The sequence below is a fragment of the Zoogloea oleivorans genome (assembly GCF_008107625.1).
Lineage (GTDB): Bacteria > Pseudomonadota > Gammaproteobacteria > Burkholderiales > Rhodocyclaceae > Zoogloea > Zoogloea oleivorans.
In genome coordinates this window covers 216,111-237,583 of record NZ_SDKK01000008.1, presented here as the reverse complement: position 1 = coordinate 237,583, position 21,473 = coordinate 216,111, and the positions used below count along the sequence as shown (strand labels likewise).

The window sequence follows — 21,473 nt, the reverse complement described above, 5'->3', positions numbered from 1 at the left end:
GGTGCTGGTGAGCAGCGTGCCGTTCGCGCCGACCGCCACGATGGTGTAGGTGGTGACGCTGTTGGTTGTGCTGGCTACGGCGGAGACGCTCTTGAGGGTTGCGCTCGTGCCCGAGGTGCCGGCGCTCCAGGTGCTGCCGTCGGTGCTGGTGAGCAGCGTGCCGTTGGCTCCCACGGCAATCCACAGGCCCTGGGTGGAATAGCTGACGCCGTAGAGTTCAGTGCTGACGGGCACCGAGGCGGCGGCGGTCCAGGTGATGCCGTCGCCGGAGCTGATGATGGTGCCCCCTGCGCCGACGGCAACCACGATGGAGCCGTTGGTGGCAATTGCATTCAGGTTGGCGGTGGTTGCCGAGGTGGCAGCGGTCCAGCCACTGATGTCGGTGCCGTAAGCCACTTTGCCGCCGGCGCCGACGACGATGTATTTGCCGAGTGCGTAAAGGGCGCCATTGAGGGCCGTCGCTTCGAGCGGCGTTCCGGTGGTGGTGACGGGCGTCCAGGAAAGCGGGCTGGTGCTCGTGTAGGCCACGCTCTTGTACAGGGCGCCGCCGTCGCCGACCGCAACGTAGGAATAGGTGGTGGCGCTGCTGGTGGTGAGGCCGTAGGCGATGCTGCGGATGTTGGAGGTGCCGCCAATGGTGCCGTTGGTGTACCAGTTGGCGCCGGCGAGGCCGGGTGTGGCTGTCTGGGAGGGGGAGCCGGGGCCGCCTGCGCCGCCGTCTGTCCGGCCATTGATCGAGAAGGCGTATTGGGTGCCGTTGGTCAGGCCGGTCAGGATGTACGGGGGGGAAACATTGAGCTTGAAGCTGGCGGTCTTGTCGCCTGGGGCAATGCTAGAGCCAGCCTTGTACCACAGCCAGTAGTCGACGCCGGGTTCGGCGGTCCAGCTGATGATGGTCTGGGTGTCGCCAGCGACGACGCTGACGTTGGCCGGGGCCGAGGCGGAACTCCCGCCGCCACCGCATGCGGAAACGAGGGCGGCGCTGAGGAGGCCGGTGAGGACCAGGCGGATGCGGTGCAGGTACATGGGATTTGCCATCGATAAACGGATCGAGGCTGGATTCTACAACAGCAGGAGGCCCGCGATTCCCTCCCTTGCGCGCTTGTGGCAGGCAAGGAAGGGTAAAGGAGGGCTTATGTCAGCCGATGGACGTGCCGGTAAATTCCTTGAGCAGGATTTCCTGCGCCGAACGACGGGTTGTGCGGGGATTTTTCCGTCGATAGTGGTTATCGGCATCCAGTTCCCACGCCTGGCAGTTGTCCCCCAGGTAGGGGCGCAGGCCTTCCTTCATGACGCGGCGCTTGATCTTCGGATCGAGAATGGGAAAGGCCACCTCGATGCGCTTGAAGAAATTGCGCTCCATCCAGTCGGCGCTCGACAGGTAGAGCTTTTCGGCCCCGTCGGCGTGGAAGTAGAAAATCCGGTGATGTTCCAGGAAGCGTCCGACCACGGAGCGCACCCGGATGTTGTCCGACAGGCCGGGCACGCCGGGCTTGAGGGCGCACACGCTGCGGGCGATCACTTCGATCTCGACACCGGCCTGGGAGGCTGCGTAGAGGGCTTCGATGGTTTCGGGCTCCAGCAGCGCGTTCATCTTGATGACGATGCGACCCTTGCGGCCGGCGCGGGCGATCTCGGCTTCCTCGTGGATGGCAGCGACCACGTTGGGTTGCAGGGTGAAAGGCGCCTGCCACAGGTGCTTGAGCTTGCCCGCCTGGCCGAGGCCAGTGAGCTGCTTGAAGACCTCGGCGACGTCGGCACCGATTTCCTCGTTGGCCGTGAGGAGGCCGAAGTCGGTGTAGAAGCGCGTCGTGCGGGCGTGGTAGTTGCCGGTGCCGAGATGGGCGTAACGCTTCAGCCCGCCTTCTTCGCGACGTACCAGCAGGAGCAGCTTGGAGTGGGTCTTGTAGCCGAACACGCCATACACCACGTGGGCACCGACTTCCTCGAGGCGGGCGGCCCAGTTGATGTTGGCTTCCTCGTCGAAGCGGGCCATCAGTTCCAGCACGACGGTGACTTCCTTGCCTTTCTGGGCGGCGCGGATCAGGTGCTCCATCAGTACCGAGTCGGTGCCGGTGCGATAGACGGTCATCTTGACGGCAACCACCTTGGGATCGTCAGCCGCCGCCTTGAGCAGTTCGATGACCGGCTCGAAGCTCTGGAAGGGGTGGTGCAGAAGGATGTCGTTGCGCCGGATCGCGGAGAAAATGTTCTCCTGCTTGTCGAGGCCCTTGGGGCGAGCCGGCAGGAAAGGGCGGTACTTCAGGTCGGGGCGCTCGACCCAGTCGGGGACCTGGTTGAGGCGCACCGGGTTGACCATGCCGGGAACGCGATAGACATCTTCCCGGCACAGGGCGAACTGTTTCATCAGGAAGGACGCCATGGCTTCCGAGCAGTTGTCGGCGATTTCCAGGCGTACGGCGTCACCGAAGTGGCGTTGCTGCAGCTCGCCCTTGAGGGTCGCGCGCAGATCCTTCACTTCTTCTTCGTCCACGAACATGTCCGAGTTGCGGGTGACCCGGAACTGGTAGCAGCCGAGGACGTTCATGCCTTCGAAAAGCTCGCCGACGTGGGCGTGCAGCATGGACGACAGGAACACGAAGCCGTAGTCGACGCCGGTCAGCTCTTCCGGCAGGCGGATCACCCGGGGCAGGGCACGCGGGGCCTGCACGATGGCGGCCCCCGAGTTGCGTCCGAAGGCGTCACGGCCTTCCAGTTCGACCGCGAAGTTGAGGCTCTTGTTGAGCACCCGCGGGAAGGGATGGGCCGGGTCGAGACCGATGGGGGTGAGGACCGGCATCACCTCGCGCATGAAGTAGTCTCGCGCCCACTGGTGCTGGGCGTCGGTCCAGACGCTGCGGCGCAGGAAAACGATGCCTTCTGCGGCGAGCGCCGGCAGGATGGTGTTGTTGAGCAGGTTGTACTGCTCGGTGATGATGCTGTGCACTTCACGGCTGATGACCCGGTGCAAGGCACTCGGGTTCAGGCCATCGGTGGTGAGGGTGACGCTGCCGAGGCGTTGTTGTTCCTTGATGCCGGCGACGCGTACCTCGAAAAATTCGTCCAGGTTGCTCGATACGATGCACAGAAAGCGCAGGCGCTCAAGCAGCGGCACGGCCGGATCGGCTGCCTGGGCGAGGACGCGGCGCTGGAACTGGAGCAGGGAGAGCTCCCGATTGATGAAGTGCTCGGAGCTGAATTGGCGGTTGGCGTGGATGTGGGGCATGGGCTCTCCTGGCAATCCTCTAATTAGGCATCAAGTATGTGACATTTTTGTTGCATTCAGATGACGAGGAGCGCACGGGCGGATTCCCGCAGGGCACGCATCGGCGGGTGCTAGAATTCCGGGCCTCTGCGCCGGTTGGCGTGTCTCTTTGTACCTGATTCATGAATCGTGAGTTGATCGCAGCCATCGATCTGGGTTCCAACAGTTTCCGTCTGCAGGTAGGGCGGATCGTCAATGACCAGATCTACCCCCTCGATGGCATCAAGGAATCCGTGCGGCTTGCCGCCGGCCTGTCTTCCGACCGGATGCTCGATGCTCCGGCCCAGTTTCGCGGCATCAGCGCGCTGCGCTGCTTCAACGAGCGGCTGCGCGATTACCCTCCGGAAGCGGTTCGGGCGGTGGCTACCAACACCCTGCGGGTTGCCAAGAATGCGCCGCACTTTCTGGTGCAGGCCGAAGCCGCGCTGGGTTTTCCCATCGAAGTCATTGCCGGTCGTGAGGAAGCGCGCCTGATTTACGTCGGCGTGGCCCATACCCTGGCCAATCCTCATCGGCAGCAACTGGTGGTGGATATCGGCGGTGGGTCCACCGAGTTCGTGATCGGCAAGAGTTTTGCACCCATCGCGCTGGAGTCCCTTTACATGGGCTGCGTGGGCTATTCGCTGCGCTTTTTCCCGGAAGGGCGGATCGACAAGCGCGGCATGCGCGAGGCCGAAATGGCTGCCCAGAAAGAGATCCAGACCATCTCCCATGCTTACCGCGAGGTGGGTTGGGATGAGGCGGTCGGGTCCAGCGGCTCGGCCAAGGCGCTGGTGGATATTCTCGAACTGAACGGTCTGTCCGATGGCGGCATCACCCGCAGCGGTCTGGAGAAGCTGCGTGCGCTGATGCTCAAGGCCGGCCACCTCGACAACCTGCATCTGGAGGGTTTGCGCCCGGATCGCCTGCCGGTGCTGAGCGGCGGCCTGGCCATCATGTGGGCAGTGTTCCAGGAATTCGGGCTGGAACGGATGACCTTTTCCGAAGGCGCCCTGCGCCTCGGCGTGCTCTACGATCTGCTCGGGCGCTACCACCACCACGATCTGCGCGATGCCACGGTATCGGCCTTTGTCGAGCGCTATGACGTGGACGGAGCCCAGTCGCGGCAGGTCACCGAAACGGCCCGGGCCTTCCTGTTGCAACTGGAGCCCGCTGCTGCGGAAGAGGAAAACGCGGATCGCCGCTTCCTTGAATGGGCGGCCAAGCTGCATGAGGTGGGCGTTTCCGTGGCCCACTCCAGCTACCACAAGCACAGCGCCTATATTCTCGGCAACGCCGACATGCCCGGTTTTTCGCGCATGGACCAGGGCCGGCTGGCGCGCATGGTGCTCGCTCACCGGGGCAAGCTCTCGCGGGTTGGCTCGCTCGATCCGGAAAGTCCGGAATGGCGTTTGATTCTGTGCCTGCGTCTGGCTGCCGTCGTGCATCGGGCCCGCGACGGGCGTGGTGTGCCACCCCTGCGCCTGAAGCGCGAAGGCAAGGGTTACGTCGGCATCGCCGATGCGGAATGGCTGCGCAATCTGCCTCTCACTGCGGCGGCTCTGGATGAAGAGGAGCGTCAGTGGCAGTCCATCGGCATGCCCCTGAAAATTCGCGTCGAGCGCGCCGCCGCCCGCAGCCCGGTCGCCAGCTAGGTTCCGGCCATGGATGCGCTTGGCCGTCCGCCGCCGGAGATCCGGATTGAAGGGAAGGGCGAGCAGGTGCGGGTGGCGCTGTCCGGCGACTGGACGCTGCGCCTGCTGAGCCCCTTGCTGGCGGACATCCGTCAGCGCCTGGCGCAGGTGCCGCAAATTTGTGTCTGGGATCTGGGCGAGATTTCCCGCCTGGACAGCTTCGGCTCCCTGCTGCTGTGGCAGCACTGGGGGCGCCGCCGTCCGCCGCAGTTGGCCCTGCCGGATGCGCTGGAGCCGGTTTTTGCCAGGCTGGCGGCCCTCGGCGATGCGAGCCTGCCGGCAACGCCGCCATACCGTTTCCTCGACGGCACGGCCCAGCTGGGCCGCATGGTGTTTGCCATTGGCCACCACCTGATCGGCTTCACGGCGTTGGTGGGGCAGATTCTGCTCGATCTGGCGTACTTGCTGCGCTATCGGGGCCACTGGCCCTTCCTCGAAATGTCGGCCAACTTCTACAAAGTCGGCGTCCAGGCCATGCCGGTGACGGCCCTGGTCGGATTTCTGATCGGCGTCGTGATGTCCTACCTGTCAGCCTTGCAGTTGCGGGCCTTTGGTGCCGACGTCTTCATCGTGAACATCCTGGGTCTCGGCATCATCCGCGAGCTGGGGCCGGTGCTGGTTTCGGTGCTGGTGGCGGGGCGCTCGGGTTCGGCGATGACCGCGCAGATCGGCGTGATGCGGGTCACCGAGGAAATCGATGCGCTGACCACCATGGGTATTTCCCGTCATGTGCGGCTGGTGCTGCCCAAGGTGGTGGCCCTGACCCTGGCCATGCCGCTGCTCACCTTGTGGGGTTCTGCGGTGGCCATTTTTGGCGGGATGGTGTCGGCCAATCTGCAGCTCGATCTGAGTTTCGATTACTTCCTCAACGCCCTGCCGCGGGCGGTACCGGTGGCCAACGTGGTGATCGGTCTGGCGAAAGGGGCCGTGTTCGGCCTGCTGATTGCGCTGGTGGCCTGTTACTTCGGGTTGCGGGTCAAGCCGAATACCGAGAGCCTGTCGGCCAACACCACGGCTTCGGTGGTCAGCTCGATCACCGTCGTGATTCTGGTGGATGCGGTCTTCGCCATCGCCACCCGGTCCATCGGGCTTCCCTACCGATGAGTACCTTTCCGGTCGAGCTGAAGGGCTTGTCCACCCGTTTCGGGCAAACCTGGGTCCATCGTCAGATCGACCTGGCCGTCCCGGCGGGCGAGGTGGTGGCGCTGGTCGGTGGGTCGGGCAGCGGCAAGACAACCCTGCTGCGCCAGATGGTCGGCCTGCTGCGCCCGACTGAAGGGACGGTCCACCTCTTCGGCGAGCCGCTGTTTGCCGGCAGCCGTCGCGATCAACTTGAGCGGCGTCGGCGGTTTGGCATGCTGTTTCAGCAAGGAGCGCTTTTTTCGGCGCTGGATGTGTATTCCAACGTCGCCTTTCCGCTGCGGGAGTTTGGCGTGACCGACGAGGCCATGCTGCGCGATCTGGTCCTGCTCAAGCTGGCGATGGTCGAACTGGAGCCGGAGATCGCCCTGCGCATGCCGGCTGAACTGTCCGGCGGCATGGTCAAGCGGGTTGCCCTGGCGCGGGCGCTGGCGCTGGAGCCGGAGTTGCTGCTTCTCGATGAGCCGACAGCCGGCCTCGATCCGGACCGCAGCGCCGGCTTTGTCGACCTGATTTGCGCGCTGCACAAGGCGCTGGGCCTGACGGTGATCCTTGTGACCCACGATCTGGACACGCTGGCGGCGCTGGCTACCCGCGTGGCCGTGCTATCCGAAGGGCGTATACTGGCCTTCGGCCCCCTCGACGAGATCATGAACGTGCAGGATCCCTTCATTGAACGCTTCTTTCACAGCGAGCGCAGCCAGGCCGCCCTGGCCCGGGGCCGCGCGGAGCGCTGATGGAAAGCCGTTCGCATGCCATCGCGGCAGGTCTTTTTGCGCTGTTGCTCAGCGCCTGCATCGTGTTGGCCCTGTGGTGGTTTTCGGACAAGCGGGAGGTGACCCGCGACGTCGTGCTGGTGACCACCGGCAGTGTCAACGGGCTCAATCCGCAAGCCACAGTTCGCTATCGGGGCATCGTTGCCGGCAAGGTGGCAGGCATCGCCCTTGACCCCGCCAATCCGCGGGACCTGCTTGTTACTGCCCGGATCCGGGCCGATCTGCCGATTACCAGGGGGACCCGGGCGCGCATGGCCAGCCAAGGCGTCACCGGGCTGGCCTTCATTGCCCTCGACGATGCGGGCGATCAGCCGGAACCCCTGCCTGGTGATGCCGCCAACCCGCCACGCATCCGGCTGGCGCCCGGGCTGATGGAGGAGGTGGCCGACGCTTCGCTGCAAACCCTCAACCGGGTGCGCGAGATGGCCGAACGGCTGGCCACTCTGACCCGTGCCGAGAACCTTGCACGCATCGAAAAGATGCTCGTCAATCTCGAATCCTCCAGCCAGGGCCTCGACCGCACCCTGAAAGAAGCCCCTCAGGCACTGGCCTCCGTGCGGCAGGTTTTCAGCAAGGACAATCTGGCGCGCATCCAGCGTTCCCTCGACAACCTGGAGCGCCTCAGTGGCGAAGCCGTCCCGATGGCGACCGAAGGCCGCAATCTGCTGGTGAAGCTGCAAACGGTGACCGAGCGCATCGACAGCATCGCCGGAGCAACCGGCGAGGGCTTTGCCACCAGTACGCTGCCACGCCTCAATGTGTTGCTGCAGGAATTGACGAGCACTTCGCGACAGCTTTCCGACTTGCTCGACGAGATCGACAATTCTCCGCAGCTGCTGATCCTCGGCCGCGGCAAGCCGCCCCCGGGGCCGGGCGAGGCCGGATTCCGGACCCGTCCGGCTCATTGAACGACCCGAACCGAAACGGCCTGACCATGTCGCCTGCGCGCTTTCTCTGGAAAACCATGCCCGTTGTGGGCGTCTGTGTGCTGGCGGCTTGCGGCAGCCTGCCGAAGGCGGCCACGACATATTCCGTGCATGACTTCGGGCCGCTCGATTCGGCCGTTCTGCGACCCGTTCCGTTCCCGATCCGCAATCTGGAAGTGGTACCGGCCCCGTGGCTGGCATCCAATGCCATTCAATACCGGCTCACCTACACGCAGCCGACCCGCCGCCAGTTCTTCCTCGAAAGCCGTTGGGCCGCCCAGCCGGCCCAACTGATGGAGGTGGCCCTCAAGCGCTCGATGAAAGCCAACCAGACGGCGGTGGCCTCCAGTGGCTGCCGCCTGCGCATCGATCTCGATGAGTTCGCTCAGATCTTCGACGCAGAAGGGGTGAGCCGGGGGGTGGTCGAAGCCCGCGCTGTGCTGCTTGCACCACGCACCGACCAGCTTATTGCAAGTCACGCTTTTACCGTCACCCGTCCGGCCTTGTCGGCCGATGCGGTCGGCGGCGTTGGGGCCTTGCGGGAGGACGTGCTGCAATTGAGCCGCGAATTGCTAGACTGGCTCGATGCACTCGACGCTGAAGGCGCCAGCCGGCTCGCTGGCGGCGTGCGTGCACGCTGCGGAGCCTGAGTCATTTTTTCCAACCGGCAGGTACGTGCCGGCTTTTATAAACCAGGAGGAGAACACCATGAATGCAGTCGTCGAAACCAGCCAGGAACCCATGTTGCTGCGCCAGGATACCCATGGCGTGAGCACGCTTACGCTGAACCGGCCCGGCCAGTTCAATGCCCTTTCGCAGGCGATGCTCGAAACCCTGCTGACCGAGCTTGAAGCCATTGCCGCCGACACGTCGGTGCGCGTGGTGGTGCTGGCAGGCGCCGGCAAGGCTTTCTGTGCTGGCCACGACCTGAAGGAAATGCGTGGCAATTACAACAAGGCATTCCAGCAGGCCCTGTTCCGCCTGTGTGGCAAAGTCATGATGCAGATTGTGAATATGCCCCAGCCGGTGGTCGCCCGTATCCACGGCATCGCCACGGCGGCAGGTTGCCAGCTGGTGTCCATGTGCGATCTGGCAGTGGCTTCGGATGTGGCCCGTTTCGCGGTTTCCGGCATCAATGTCGGGCTTTTCTGTGCCACGCCGAGTGTTGGCTTGTCGCGCAACATGGGGCGCAAGCAAGCTTTCGAGATGCTGGTGACCGGTGATTTCATCGATGCCACCGAGGCGCAACGCCGCGGACTGGTGAATCGGGTGGTGCCGCTTGATGCGCTGGATGACGAGGTGGCCAAGCTGACTGCCTCCATCTGCGCCAAGTCCCCGGCGGCCATCGCCATGGGCAAGCAGATGTTCTACTCGCAGCTCGAAATGGGCCTTGATGCGGCCTATCAGCATGCCGCCGAGGTGATGGCTTGCAACATGATGTGTGAGGACGCCGCCGAAGGCATCGACGCCTTCATGAGCAAGCGCAAGCCGGTATGGACCGGCAAATAAGCCTGGCTGGCCGGTTGCCGTGCTGATCGACACCCACTGCCATCTGGACGCTGCCGAATTCGACGGCGATCGGGTTGCCGTTATCGACGCGGCGCGGCTTGCCGGCGTTGGCGGCTTCCTGGTGCCGGCAGTGGGAACGATGAATTTCGACGGAGTGGCAGCCCTCACTGCCGCCAATCCCGACTGTCGGCACGCCTTCGGGATTCATCCCATGTACGTCGCCCAGGCCCGCGAGGCGCATCTGGATGTGTTGCGTCAGCGTCTGACCAATGGTTCGGCGGTGGCGGTAGGTGAAATCGGGCTGGACGGCTTTGTGCCGGACGGCGACATGCCGCTGCAGCAGCATTACTTTGAAGCTCAGCTGAAGCTGGCGCGGGAATTCGATTTGCCGGTGCTGCTGCACATCCGCCGGGCCCAGGACGAGATTCTGAGATCGTTGCGCCGGCATCCGGTGCGGGGGGGCATCGCCCATGCCTTCAACGGTAGCCGGCAGCAGGCCGAGTTTTTCATCAAGCTGGGATTCAAACTCGGTTTTGGCGGTGCGATGACCTACAGCGGGTCGCGCCGAATCCGCGAACTGGCGGCGAACCTGCCACTATCGGCCATCGTGCTCGAAACCGATGCGCCGGACATTCCGCCTGCCTGGTGTTCCGGTCGGCGCAATGATCCAGAGAACCTGGCCCGTTTTGCGCGGGAACTGGCGGACTTGCGAGGCATGACGGTGGAGGAGGTGATTGCCGCGACGGGGCGTAATGCTGTCGTCGCGATTCCCGGGCTGGCGGATCTGCCTGGGGTCGCGCTCAGCTTGCCGCCGGCGTTACCGGCGGCGGGCGGCGGGCAATGAGATCGCGGATGTCATCCTTCATGCGGGCGATGTCACCGTCGAATTTTTCGCAGTTCATCATCGAAACGCCAAACACATAGGCGTACAGCAGCATGCTGCGGGTCGAGGCTTCGTGCATCGGTATGCCACAGGCCAGGAACAGCTCGCGCGCGCAGCGCAGGCGCCAGGCGTCTACTTCTTCGACGATGGCGGCGGCGGCTGGATCGCGGCGCGCCCATTCGCGCATGGCCAGTTCGATCAGGATGCCCTTGCGGTTGCGGCTGGCGCTATAAACGTCAATGACGCGGAAAATCTGCGCCTCTTCGCCGCCCGCCTCGGGTCGGGTCTGTTTGATGATGTCGCGGATGCGGCCGTCTTTCCAGGTTTCGAGCACGCCTGAGAGCAGATCCTGCCGATCCTTGAAATGCCAGTAGAAACTGCCCTTGGTGACATGCAGGCGCTTGGCCAGAACTTCGACACGCACCCCGGTGACGCCCTCGTCGGCAAGGGTGTCGAGAGCGGTTTGAATCCATGTGCTGCGGTCAAGCTGAAGGCGGGGTGTCTTTTCCATACGGGGTAGTATTGACGGTTTTGTGTCCATACGCTACCGTACGGAAAGTGACAAAGCAAGATGCCTGTGAGAAGCTGGCAACTGCTGCTCCGCCTTCGTGTTCTCGCGTAATCGCAACCGGAGCGCGGCAGTCAAAAAACAGGGTTGCGGGCCGGTATTATCGTATGTCTGCCGTTTGCCGCAATCCCAGAAAATGGTGGAGAACCTCTAAATTTTAAGGAGCGCAGCATTGAAGATTCTGGTTCCCGTTAAACGCGTCGTCGACTACAACGTCAAGGTGCGTGTGAAGAGTGATGGTTCCGGCGTAGATATCGCCAACGTCAAGATGTCCATGAACCCCTTCGACGAAATTGCCGTCGAAGAAGCCGTACGCCTCAAGGAAGCCGGCGTGGCAACCGAAGTGGTGGCCGTGTCCTGCGGCGTTGGCGCCTGCCAGGAAACTCTGCGCACCGCCATGGCCATCGGCGCCGACCGCGGCATTCTCGTCGAAACCGACGCCGATCTGCAGCCTTTGGCCGTTGCCAAGCTGCTCAAGGCCCTGTGCGACCGCGAACAGCCCCAAGTGGTGATCTGCGGCAAGCAGGCCATCGATGACGACGCCAACCAGACCGGCCAGATGTTGTCCGCACTGATGGGCTGGCCTCAGGCGACTTTTGCCTCCAAGGTAGCGGTTGGCGATGGCAAGGCCACCGTAACCCGCGAAATCGACGGCGGCCTCGAAACGCTCGAGATTTCCCTGCCGGCGGTGGTGACCACCGACCTGCGCCTCAATGAGCCGCGTTACGCAACGCTGCCGAACATCATGAAGGCGAAGAAGAAGCCCCTGGAAACCGTCAAGCCGGCGGATCTGGGTGTCGACGTGACGCCGCGCCTGACGACCCTCAAGGTTGTCGAGCCTGCCAAGCGCAGCGCGGGCGTGATGGTGGCTGACGTGGCGCAGCTGGTCGAAAAACTCAAGAACGAAGCGAAGGTGCTGTAATGACGATTCTGGTTATTGCCGAGCACGACAATGCGTCCCTGAAGGGCGCTACCCTCAATACCGTGTCCGCTGCAGCCAAGCTGGGCGGCGACGTTGCCGTTCTCGTGGTGGGCGCCGGTTCCGGCGCTGCTGCCGAAGCGGCCGCCAAGGTTGCCGGTGTTGCCAAGGTGCTGGTGGCCGACTCCGCTGCCTTCGCCGAACAGCAAGCCGAGAACGTGGCTGCCCAGATTGTGGCTGTGGTTCAGGCCTCCGGTGGTGCAATCAGCCATGTCCTGGCTGCCGCCACCACCTTCGGCAAGAACGTGCTGCCCCGCGTAGCCGCTCTGCTGGATGTGGCGCAAATCTCCGAGATCGTCGGCATTGAATCCCCCGACACCTTCGTGCGCCCGATCTACGCCGGCAACGCGCTGGCGACGGTCAAGTCGTCCGACAGCGTCAAGGTCATCACCGTGCGTACCACCGCTTTTGAGGCGGCAGGCGAGGGCGGTGCCGCCGCTGTCGAACAGGTGGCTGCCGTGGCCGATCTGGGCTTGTCGAAGCTGGTTGGCCGCGAGCTGACCAAGTCGGCGCGCCCCGAGCTGGGCGCCGCCAAAATCATCGTTTCCGGTGGTCGCGGCATGGGCAGCAGCGAAAACTACCATCGCGTGCTGGAACCCCTCGCCGACAAGCTGGGCGCTGCCATGGGCGCCAGCCGGGCAGCAGTCGATGCCGGCTACGTGCCGAACGATTATCAGGTCGGCCAGACCGGCAAGATCGTCGCTCCGCAGCTTTACGTCGCGGTGGGGATTTCCGGTGCCATCCAGCATCTGGCGGGCATGAAGGATTCCAAGGTGATCGTGGCGATCAACAAGGATCCGGAAGCACCGATCTTCCAGGTGGCTGATTACGGCCTCGTGGCTGATCTGTTCGAAGCCGTTCCCCAGCTCACCTCCGCAGTCTGAGGAACAGCGTTCGATCCGGGGCCGGTTGAATGAACTTTGCGCCCGATCTCTTTTCCTTTGTGTGGCATGCCTGTGCTGCGCTTGGCGGATTGGGGGTCGGGGCATGGTGCATCTTGTCGGCCCCCTGGCGGCGTCTTCTCGACGGGCATCAACTCAATGCCCTTCTCGGCGCCGCCGTCATTCTGACCCTGCTGTGGAGCCTGAATGCCGGTGTCTCTCCCGGACTCAATCTTCATCTGCTGGGCGCCATGGCGACCACGCTGATTTTCGGTCCCCAGCTTGCACTGCTTGTGCTGGCACTGGCGCTGGCTGGCGTGACGCTCAATGGCAGCGTCGAGTGGGCGGCTTACCCGATCAATTTCCTGGTGATGGGAATTGTGCCGGTGCTGGTCAGCTCGGTGTACTTTCGGGTGGTGGAGCGCTGGCTGCCCAGGAATTTCTTCGTTTACATCTTCATCAACGCTTTTCTCGGTGCTGCGCTGATCGTCCTCGTGCAGGGCGCCGTCGCGTCGCTGAGCCTGTTTGTCGCCGGCGCCTACCCGGCGGACAAGCTCTTGTCCGAGTACTTGCCCTTCTTCCTGCTGCTGGGCTTTGCTGAAGCCTGGTTGTCGGGAATGGCCCTCACCCTGCTGGTGGTGTATCGCCCGGAGTGGGTGGCGAGTTTCGATGACAAGAGTTACTTGTTGAACAAGTAGGCCGGCCCGCCAGGTCGTAAAACCTAAAACAACATTCCGTGGAGAAAAAACAATGAGCAGTTACAACGCACCCATTCGCGACATGCAGTTTGTCATGCAGGAACTGGCCGGCCTTGAGGCCGTGTCGGCCCTGCCGGGTTGTGAAGACGCATCCGCCGACCTGGTTGATGCCGTTCTGGAAGAAGCCAACAAGTTCGCCAGCGGCGTCATCGCACCGCTGAACTGGACCGGCGACCAGGAAGGCGCCACCTGGGTTAACGGTGAAGTGCGTACCGCGACCGGCTGGAAGGAAGCCTACAAGCAGTTTGCCGAAGCCGGCTGGACTGCGTTGGCCTGCGAACCCGAATTCGGCGGCCAGGGCCTGCCGAAGCTCGTCTCTACGGCGGTGATGGAAATGTGGAAGTCGGCCAACATGGCCTTCTCCCTGTGTCCGATGCTGACCAATGGCGCCATCGAATCCATCAAGCTGCGCGGCACCGACGAGCAGAAGGCCCAATACCTGCACAAGATGGTGAGCGGTGAATGGACCGGCACCATGAACCTGACCGAGCCGTCCGCCGGCTCCGACCTCGCTGCCGTGCGCACCCGCGCGGTGCCCGAGGGTGATGGCACCTACAAGATCTTCGGCCAGAAGATCTTCATCACCTACGGCGAGCACGACATGACCGACAACATCATCCACCTGGTGCTGGCCCGTCTGCCGGACGCACCGGAAGGGGTGAAGGGCATCTCCCTGTTTGTCGTACCGAAGTTCCTGCTCAACGCCGATGGCACGCCGGGCGAGCGCAACGACGTGCATTGCGTGTCCATCGAACACAAGCTGGGCATCCACGCCAGCCCGACGGCAGTGCTGGCCTTTGGCGACAAGGGCGGCGCCATCGGTACCCTGGTGGGCGAAGCCAACCGCGGCCTCGAGTACATGTTCATCATGATGAACGAAGCCCGCTTTGCTGTCGGCATGGAAGGCCTGGCCCTCTCCGAGCGCGCTTACCAACTGGCGCTGGCCTACGCCAAGGATCGTATTCAGGGCACTGAAGCCGGTGTTCGCGGCGGCCCGAAGGTGAGCATCATTCACCACGCCGACGTGCGCCGCATGCTGATGAGCATGAAGTCGCAAATCGAGGCCCAGCGTGCGCTGGCCTACGTGGTTGGTGCGGCCACCGACATGGCCCATCACCATCCGGACGAAGCCGTGCGGGCGCAGAACCAGGCCTTCATGGATCTGATGATCCCGGTCGTCAAGGGCTGGCTGACCGAGTCGTCCATCGAGATCACCTCCACCGGCGTGCAGGTGCATGGCGGCATGGGCTTCATCGAGGAAACCGGTGCAGCCCAGCACTTCCGCGATGCGCGCATCACGGCCATCTACGAAGGCACCACCGCCATTCAGGCAAACGATTTGATCGGTCGCAAGATCGCCCGTGAGAGCGGTCTGACCATCAAGGGCGTGATCGGCGAAATGCGCAAGGTCGAAGCCCAGCTGGCCGAGGCCAGTGGCGACGAGTTTGCGGCCATCCGCAAGTCCCTGTCGTCCGGCGTAACCGCGCTGGAAGAGGCCGTGGCCTACATCGTGGCCACCTATGGTGGCGATATCAAGGCCGCATCGGTAGGCTCGGTGCCCTTCCTGAAGCTGCTCGGCATCGTGGCCGGTGGCTGGCAGATGGGTCGTGCGGCGCTGGTGTCGGCACGTCGTTTGGCCGAAGGCAGCGGTGACGCGTCCTTCTACAAGGCCAAGATCACCACTGCACGTTTCTATGCTGATCACGTGCTGTCGCAGGCCCCCGGCCTGGCCTACTCGGTAGTCAATGGTGCCGCTGGTGCGCTGGCGCTGGAAGAAGATCAGTTCTGATTGTCTTCCGTGTCGCTTGAATGAAAAAGGGGCCTTCGGGCCCCTTTTTTTGCGCTTCAACCCGGACCTGTAATCAGGAACCCGGATCCATCTGTGATTGCAGGTAGTTCTGGATGCCGACCTTGTCGACGAGGTCGAGCTGGGTTTCCAGGTAGTCGATGTGTTCTTCGGTATCTTCTAGGATCTCCTGGAAGATGTCGCGGCTGACGTAGTCCTTGACGGACTCACAGTAGGCGATGGCGTCCTTGAGGTGCGCGTGCCCGCCCAGTTCCAGCTTGAGATCGCCCTGCAGGCATTCCGGAACGTTCTCGCCGATCATCAGCTTGTCGAGGTTCTGCAGGTTGGGCAGGCCTTCCAGAAAGAGGACGCGCTCGATCAGCAGGTCAGCGTGCTTCATCTCTTCGATGGACTCTTCGTACTCGTGCTTGCCAAGCTTGCTGAGGCCCCAGTTCTTGTACATCCGGGCATGCAGGAAGTACTGGTTGATGGCCGTCAGTTCGATGGTGAGTTGCTTGTTGAGGTGTTGCAGGACTTTCTTGTCGCCTTTCATGCTGCCTCCTGGATCAGGTGAAATGGAGTGGGGCTACACGCCGGGCGAAGAGATGCGCTACAGGCCTGATCGATAGCACCGTCCAGGCATTGCTTGGCGCACTTGGCGCAGCGCCCGCACTCTTCGGTAACACCTAACTGTACCCGAAGATCCCGGAGCCGACGAGCGCCGCCGAGCACGGCCGTTTCGATGTGCTTTTCGGTAACCGCACGACAGACGCAAACGTACATTGTCCTGTTTCCTTCAAGCCTGGATGGTTGTGCTGCTGTTACTTGGTCAGTATCAGTTTTCCCGCACGTGTTGTGCGGAGTGCGTAAATCATGCCTTCATGCTCGATAAACACGCATGGGCGCCCGTTGAACAGATCCTTGCTCCGGATCGGAGACTCAAGCTGGCCGCAAGCGGGCTTGTCGGCATGGTCGCTACAGAGTGGTGGCGCAGAAGTTTTATCCACGAAACAGTAAACAGAATGAGATTGATTCGTATTTGATCAGATAGCCCCGGCTGCCGTCAACAACTGTTTTGGCGCTCTAGCAGAGTAGAATCGCGGCCTTCCCGCCAGTCCGCCTGTCTGAACCATGCCCCTGATTACCCTCGACGATGCCTGCCTTGCCTTTGGTCACGTAGCCCTGCTGGACAAGGCTTCCTTCCAGCTCGACCCTGGCGAACGCGTCGCCCTTATCGGCCGCAACGGCAGTGGCAAGTCCAGCCTGCTGAAGACCCTTGCCCGGCAGGCGTCCCTCGACGACGGTCGTCTGTGGCTGCAGCCAGGCGCCAGGATCGCCTATGTGCCACAGGAGGCCGAGTTCCCGATGGAGCGCAGTGTCTTTGCGACGGTCGCCGACGGCCTTGGCAATGTCGCGCAGTTGCTGGTCGATTACCACGCGGCGATGTCGGCGCTGGCCGACGATGCCAGTGAGGCCGCGCTGGCCCGCCTGGAGGAAGTCCAGCATCGGGTCGAGGAGGCGCAGGCCTGGCGCATGGAGCAGAAGGTCGAGCAGGTCCTGGCCCAGCTCCGGTTGGATGGCGATGCGGTGGTGGGCAGCCTTTCGGGTGGTGGTATCAAGCGCGTGGCGCTGGCCCGGGCGCTCGTCGGCGAGCCGGAAATCCTGCTGCTGGATGAGCCGACCAACCATCTGGATATCGACGGCATCCTGTGGCTTGAAGAATTGATCCGCGATTTTCCCGGCGCGGTGGTGGTGATTACCCACGACCGGGTGTTCCTCGATCACGTGGCAACCCGCATCGTTGAACTCGATCGGGGCATCCTGAGCAGCTTTCCCGGGCGCTTCAGCGAATATCTGGCCCGCAAGGCTGAACAGCTGGAGTCCGAAGAAAAGGCCAACGCGCGTTTTGACAAGCTGCTGGCCCAGGAGGAAGTGTGGATCCGCAAGGGCGTCGAAGCCCGCCGGACCCGCAACGAAGGCCGTGTGCGTCGTCTGGAAGCCCTGCGCGGAGAACGTGGCGCGCGTCGTGAGCGCTTTGGCAACGTCAAGCTGTCTCTCGATCGGGGTGATGGCAGCGGCCAGATGGTGGCGGAGCTGGATCACGTGGACAAGTATTTCGGCGAGCGCCGCATCGTGAACGACTTTTCCACCCGCATCCTGCGCGGCGACCGTATTGGCCTGATCGGCCCCAATGGTGCCGGCAAGACGACCCTGCTCAAGCTGATTCTCGGCGAGCTGGAGCCGGATGCGGGCGTGGTGCGCCGTGGAACCCGCCAGACCGTTGCCTATTTCGACCAGTTGCGGGCCCAGCTCGATCCCGAAGCGCCGCTCACCGAAGTCATCAGTCCGGGTTCGGATTTTGTGGAGATTGCCGGCCACCGCACGCACATCATCGGCTACCTCGGCGATTTCCTGTTCTCGCCGCAACGGGCCCGTTCGCCGGTCAAGTCCCTGTCGGGTGGCGAACGCAACCGGCTGCTGCTGGCCCGCCTGTTTGCCCGTCCGGCCAACGTGCTGGTGCTCGATGAGCCGACCAACGACCTGGATATCGAAACTCTCGATCTGCTTGAAGACCTGCTCGCCCAGTACGACGGCACGGTTTTCCTGGTCAGTCACGACCGGGCCTTCCTCGACAACGTGGTGACCCAGGTCATCGCCTCCGAAGGAGACGGTCACTGGAAGGAATATGTGGGTGGCTACGAAGATTGGCTGCGGGTCCGCAAGACCGCGGTGTCAAGCACCCAGGCAACTGCCGTGAAGGCGTCGGCACCGAAGAAGGACGTTCCGGCCGCAGCACCGGCGCCGGTTGCTGCCAAGCCGGCCAAGTTGAGCTGGAAGGAGCAACGGGAACTGGAAGCGCTGCCGGACCTGATTGCCAGGCTGGAGGCGGAGCAGGGCAGTCTGCAGGCCAAGCTCAACGATCCGGCGATTTACCGCGATGCTCCTCAGGATGCGCTGCAATTCAATACGCGCCTGCAGGTGCTGGAGAGCGAAATCGACGCGTCGATGGTGCGCTGGGAATTGCTGGAAGCCCGCGCTGCGGGCAAATAACGCGCGTCAGGGTGGTGGCAGTGCCCCGTCGGCGCTGCCACCGGCATTGAGCAGGCTCTCTATGGCTTCGTGGGGGGCCGACAGCCGGTTGAGCAGGTTTTCCCGGCCGATGTGCAGCAGGGCTTCGATGGCGCTCAGGTCATCGGGAATCGCCGCATTGTCCCAGCCCTGGCCCGTGTGGCGTGCCAGGCTGTTGGCCAGTTGCACCGTACGCACCCGCGGATTTTCGATCTGCCGCTCATCCATCATCGATACCAGCAAGTCCGGCAGGTGCCAGTGACGCACCAGGGCGAGCTGCAATTCCCTGGCCGAGAAGTTGAACGCGGCTTTCTGGGCAACGACAGAACGCAAATTGCGGTCGATGCGCTGCATCTCGTAAACCTGATAGGTCAGTGCCGGGGCAAAGCTCCAGCACAGGATGTCGGTGACTTCGGTGAGCAGGGCTGCGACGGTGATTTCATCCACATCCAGGTCATGACGGAGGATGGCCCAGTCGCGGGCGTAACGGGCTGCGCGGCGGGCACGGCTGATCACCTTGAGGACGCCGACCAGGGCTTTGGGGTGGCTTGCAAGCTGCCCCTCGATCGTTGGCAGGTCGGCAAACTCGCGCAGGAAGGGCGAGATGCCCATCATCATGATCGCCCGTTCGATGGTGGTGATGTCATGGTTTTGCCGGGCACGCCGATGCTCTTCCATGTAGATCAGCACTTTCAGCGTCATCATCGGGTCACTTAGCACCAGCGCAGCGACCGTGCGGCCGTTGATGCTGTCTTCGTGTTCGCGCATGGCCTGCAGTTCCTTGACCGTGTGTTTCAGGACAGGCAGAGGCTCCTGGCTGAAGAAGGCGGTGTATGAATCGAGGCTGTCGAAGGCTTGCGTGATGAGGGCCATGATGGTCTTCCGGCGGGCGATGAACCCATTTACGGCAATTCGGCGCGGGTATTGAGGCTGGGGCGGAATTGGCGCCGATGTAGCGTGGAATGCGTGCCGTGGGGCGAGGCTATAATCGTGCGACAAACACAAAAGGTGCCGTCCGCGCACCGCTTCACGAGGAGAAAAGCATGTCCGGCAATATCCCCCCCTTTCAGGCCTACCTCATTCGCCAGGACGAAAACCGCAAGGTTTCCGCCGCCATGGAAGAACTCACCGTCGACGGACTCGATGCCGGTGAGGTGCTCATCAAGGTGGCTTACTCCAGCGTGAATTACAAGGATGCGCTGGCTGCCACCGGTGCCGGCAAGATCATCCGCCGTTTCCCCTGCGCAGGCGGCATTGATCTGTCCGGCACGGTCGTCGAGAGCAGCGATCCGCGCTTCAAGACTGGCGATCCGGTGATCGCCACCAGCTTCGACATCGGCGTGGCGCATCACGGTGGTTACGCCGAGTACGCCCGGATTCCGGCCGGCTGGGTGGTGCCGCTGCCGGCCGGCTTGTCGCTGTTCGATGCGATGGCGCTGGGTACGGCGGGCTTTACGGCGGCGCTGGGCATCGTGCGCATGGAAGACAACGGCCTGCGTCCCGAAAATGGCCCGGTGATCGTCACTGGCGCCAGCGGCGGTGTTGGCGGGCTGGCCATCGACATGCTGGCCGGGCTCGGCTATCACGTGGTCGCCCTGACCGGCAAAGCCCACGAAGAGGACTACCTGAAGAATCTCGGTGCCGCCGAGATCAAGCTGCGCGACACCATCGACCCGGCCAAAACGCGCCCCCTCGACGTCGGCTTGTGGGCGGGTGCCGTGGACAACGTCGGCGGTGACATTCTGGCCTGGGTGCTGTCTACCATGAAGCAGGCCGGCACGGTGGCCAGCATCGGCAACGCCCAGAGCATCAATCTGCCGACTACCGTGTTCCCGTTCATCCTGCGCGGCGTGAGCCTGCTTGGGGTGGACTCCGGCTACATGGGTTTCCCGACCCGGGCGAAGGTGTGGGAGCGTCTGGCGACGGACCTCAAGCCCCGTCACCTGGGCGAGATGACCCGCACCGTGCCTTTTGCCGATTTACCGGGCGTATTCCACGACTTCATCGCCGGCCGGGTCAAGGGGCGCACGGTAATTGCCGTTAGCACCTGAAGTCCCTACCTAACCAGCGAGCCGAGCATGAGCGACGAAAGCGATCAGACCCTTCCACGGATCCTGATCATTGATGATTCAAGGATGGTGCGCCTTTCCATCCTGAGGCAGGTACGTGATCGCTTCGAGGTTCGCGAGGAGGCCGACGGGGAAGCCGGCTGGCAGACCCTGATGGTGGATCCGACCATCCAGGCGGTGATTACCGATATAGGCATGCCACGCCTGGATGGCTACGGGTTGCTGCAGCGCATCCGCAGTTCGCGCATCTCGCGCATCAACACGCTGCCGGTGGTGGTCATTTCCGGCGATGACGAGCCGGATGTGCGGGTCAAGGCGAAGAGTGCGGGGGCGACAGACTTCATCGCCAAGGGCATCGGTAACATCGAGCTGCTGGCGCGTCTGGAGTCGTTGACACAGCTCGCCCGCACGCAGCGGGATCTCGAAGAGAGTCGGGCGGCGCTGGCCAACGCGAGTCCCGTCGATCCGGCCTCGGGCCTCGCAACACCGTCCTATCTGCACCACCACGCCGCGCAGGAACTGTCCCTCGCCCAGCGGCGCCATGGCGACCTGTCGGTGATGGTCATCGAGATCGACCACTTCGACACCCTGGTTGCCAAGTACGGCGCCCACGTGGCCCAACTGGTCAATCGCAAGCTGTCCAAGATCCTCGCCACCAAGCTGCGCCAGGAAGATACCGTCGCCGAACTGGCCGCCGCGCGCTTTGCGGTGGTCTCGCCCAGCACCAACATGGACGGCGCCTGTGCCTTTGCCATGCGCCTGCGCTCGGCCATCGAGCACATCGTGATGACCTATCGCGAGGAGCGCATCCGCATCCAGATCACCGTCGGCCTGTCAGCCGCCGAGCCTGGCAAGGTGCAGACAGTCAGCCAGCTGGTGGGCATCGCGATGCAGCGCATCGCCATCGGCCGGGCGGCCGGCGGCAACAAGGTCATCGGCGCCAAGGGTGAAGTGACGCCGGAAATGGTCGAGCGCCCGGTACGCGCACCGGTGAGCATCGACCAGATGCTGCAGCAACTGCGTATCGCCGGTCTCGATGCCAATCTGCGCAAACAGCTGCCGGATGCCATACGGACACTCTTGCCTCTGCTGGAATTGATAGAATCCGAACTCCCGTCCGGTCTGCCGCTTGCCACCCTCGCACGCCTCGCAGAAACCGGTCTGGTTGGTGCTGTGCAACAAAACGAATAA

The 21,473-nt window shown here is 63.2% G+C and carries 21 protein-coding genes; 14 read left to right on the top strand and 7 right to left on the bottom strand.

The window, feature by feature from the left end:
• The coding region (locus ETQ85_RS10590; RefSeq protein WP_187394669.1) for a fibronectin type III domain-containing protein at positions 1-1,038 on the bottom strand (1,038 nt) is incomplete at its 3' end.
• Positions 1,039-1,138: 100 nt separating this feature from the next.
• Positions 1,139-3,226, bottom strand: a complete 2,088-nt coding sequence (ppk1, locus tag ETQ85_RS10585; RefSeq protein WP_148579009.1) for a polyphosphate kinase 1 — start codon at positions 3,224-3,226, stop codon at positions 1,139-1,141.
• A gap of 161 nt (positions 3,227-3,387) precedes the next feature.
• Between ppk1 and ppx the strand changes: the two genes are divergently transcribed.
• The 7 genes from ppx to ETQ85_RS10550 are packed head-to-tail and all read left to right on the top strand — an operon-like array spanning position 3,388 to position 10,133.
• A complete protein-coding gene (gene ppx / locus ETQ85_RS10580) occupies positions 3,388-4,899 on the top strand; it encodes an exopolyphosphatase (RefSeq protein WP_148579008.1) in 1,512 nt (503 codons plus the stop codon).
• A gap of 9 nt (positions 4,900-4,908) precedes the next feature.
• Complete coding sequence (locus ETQ85_RS10575) at positions 4,909-6,042, top strand: ABC transporter permease (protein WP_148579007.1); 1,134 nt, start codon at positions 4,909-4,911, stop codon at positions 6,040-6,042.
• Positions 6,039-6,815, top strand: a complete 777-nt coding sequence (locus ETQ85_RS10570; RefSeq protein WP_148579006.1) for an ABC transporter ATP-binding protein — start codon at positions 6,039-6,041, stop codon at positions 6,813-6,815. Before ETQ85_RS10575 ends, ETQ85_RS10570 begins: the two co-directional genes overlap by 4 nt.
• Positions 6,815-7,762 carry an MlaD family protein gene (locus ETQ85_RS10565; RefSeq protein WP_148579005.1) on the top strand — a complete coding sequence of 316 codons (948 nt, stop codon included), beginning with the start codon at positions 6,815-6,817 and terminating at the stop codon, positions 7,760-7,762. Before ETQ85_RS10570 ends, ETQ85_RS10565 begins: the two co-directional genes overlap by 1 nt.
• 56 nt (positions 7,763-7,818) lie before the next feature.
• Positions 7,819-8,430, top strand: a complete 612-nt coding sequence (locus ETQ85_RS10560; RefSeq protein ID WP_187394668.1) for an ABC-type transport auxiliary lipoprotein family protein — start codon at positions 7,819-7,821, stop codon at positions 8,428-8,430.
• Between the two features lie 58 nt (positions 8,431-8,488).
• The gene (locus ETQ85_RS10555) at positions 8,489-9,289 is read left to right on the top strand and encodes an enoyl-CoA hydratase (protein WP_148579003.1); all 801 of its coding nucleotides are present in this window, start codon (positions 8,489-8,491) and stop codon (positions 9,287-9,289) included.
• A 19-nt stretch (positions 9,290-9,308) separates the two neighbouring features.
• Positions 9,309-10,133: a TatD family hydrolase gene (locus tag ETQ85_RS10550; protein WP_148579002.1), complete on the top strand. Its 825-nt coding sequence runs from the start codon at positions 9,309-9,311 to the stop codon at positions 10,131-10,133.
• On the opposite strand, the gene ETQ85_RS10545 is transcribed toward ETQ85_RS10550, so the two are convergent.
• Positions 10,090-10,683 (bottom strand): TetR/AcrR family transcriptional regulator, encoded by a 594-nt coding sequence (locus ETQ85_RS10545; protein ID WP_148579001.1) that lies wholly within the window; start codon positions 10,681-10,683, stop codon positions 10,090-10,092. The two genes, ETQ85_RS10550 and ETQ85_RS10545, sit on opposite strands and share 44 nt — an antisense overlap.
• Positions 10,684-10,912: 229 nt before the next feature.
• Here ETQ85_RS10545 and ETQ85_RS10540 point away from each other — a divergent pair, with 229 nt between their 5' ends.
• Genes ETQ85_RS10540 through ETQ85_RS10525 form a run of 4 tightly spaced genes read left to right on the top strand, consistent with a single transcriptional unit; the run spans position 10,913 to position 15,147 of the window.
• Entirely contained in the window at positions 10,913-11,662 is a 750-nt protein-coding gene (locus ETQ85_RS10540; RefSeq protein WP_148579000.1) for an electron transfer flavoprotein subunit beta/FixA family protein, read from the top strand.
• The gene (locus ETQ85_RS10535; protein ID WP_148578999.1) at positions 11,662-12,603 is read left to right on the top strand and encodes an electron transfer flavoprotein subunit alpha/FixB family protein; all 942 of its coding nucleotides are present in this window, start codon (positions 11,662-11,664) and stop codon (positions 12,601-12,603) included. Before ETQ85_RS10540 ends, ETQ85_RS10535 begins: the two co-directional genes overlap by 1 nt.
• A gap of 29 nt (positions 12,604-12,632) precedes the next feature.
• Entirely contained in the window at positions 12,633-13,298 is a 666-nt protein-coding gene (locus tag ETQ85_RS10530; protein ID WP_148578998.1) for an energy-coupling factor ABC transporter permease, read from the top strand.
• A 52-nt stretch (positions 13,299-13,350) separates the two neighbouring features.
• A complete protein-coding gene (locus tag ETQ85_RS10525) occupies positions 13,351-15,147 on the top strand; it encodes an acyl-CoA dehydrogenase (RefSeq protein WP_148578997.1) in 1,797 nt (598 codons plus the stop codon).
• Positions 15,148-15,220: 73 nt separating this feature from the next.
• Here ETQ85_RS10525 and bfr read toward each other — a convergent pair whose 3' ends face one another.
• From bfr to ETQ85_RS27275, 3 genes are read right to left on the bottom strand one after another with little or no spacing between them, the layout of a single operon-like run.
• On the bottom strand, positions 15,221-15,697 hold the full coding sequence (gene bfr, locus ETQ85_RS10520; protein ID WP_148578996.1) for a bacterioferritin: 477 nt from the start codon (positions 15,695-15,697) through the stop codon (positions 15,221-15,223).
• On the bottom strand, positions 15,694-15,927 hold the full coding sequence (locus ETQ85_RS10515) for a (2Fe-2S)-binding protein (RefSeq protein ID WP_148578995.1): 234 nt from the start codon (positions 15,925-15,927) through the stop codon (positions 15,694-15,696). The genes bfr and ETQ85_RS10515 overlap by 4 nt, the downstream gene beginning before the upstream one ends.
• A 38-nt stretch (positions 15,928-15,965) precedes the next feature.
• Positions 15,966-16,151 carry a hemin uptake protein HemP gene (locus ETQ85_RS27275; RefSeq protein WP_148578994.1) on the bottom strand — a complete coding sequence of 62 codons (186 nt, stop codon included), beginning with the start codon at positions 16,149-16,151 and terminating at the stop codon, positions 15,966-15,968.
• 124 nt (positions 16,152-16,275) lie between these two features.
• Here ETQ85_RS27275 and ETQ85_RS10505 point away from each other — a divergent pair, with 124 nt between their 5' ends.
• On the top strand, positions 16,276-18,195 hold the full coding sequence (locus ETQ85_RS10505) for an ATP-binding cassette domain-containing protein (protein ID WP_148578993.1): 1,920 nt from the start codon (positions 16,276-16,278) through the stop codon (positions 18,193-18,195).
• A 6-nt stretch (positions 18,196-18,201) separates the two neighbouring features.
• On the opposite strand, the gene ETQ85_RS10500 is transcribed toward ETQ85_RS10505, so the two are convergent.
• Positions 18,202-19,086 (bottom strand): HDOD domain-containing protein, encoded by an 885-nt coding sequence (locus ETQ85_RS10500; RefSeq protein WP_148578992.1) that lies wholly within the window; start codon positions 19,084-19,086, stop codon positions 18,202-18,204.
• A gap of 182 nt (positions 19,087-19,268) precedes the next feature.
• Between ETQ85_RS10500 and ETQ85_RS10495 the strand changes: the two genes are divergently transcribed.
• Together ETQ85_RS10495 and ETQ85_RS10490 are read left to right on the top strand one after the other, a co-directional pair.
• Positions 19,269-20,264: an oxidoreductase gene (locus ETQ85_RS10495; RefSeq protein ID WP_148579032.1), complete on the top strand. Its 996-nt coding sequence runs from the start codon at positions 19,269-19,271 to the stop codon at positions 20,262-20,264.
• A gap of 27 nt (positions 20,265-20,291) precedes the next feature.
• On the top strand, positions 20,292-21,473 hold the full coding sequence (locus tag ETQ85_RS10490; RefSeq protein WP_148578991.1) for a GGDEF domain-containing response regulator: 1,182 nt from the start codon (positions 20,292-20,294) through the stop codon (positions 21,471-21,473).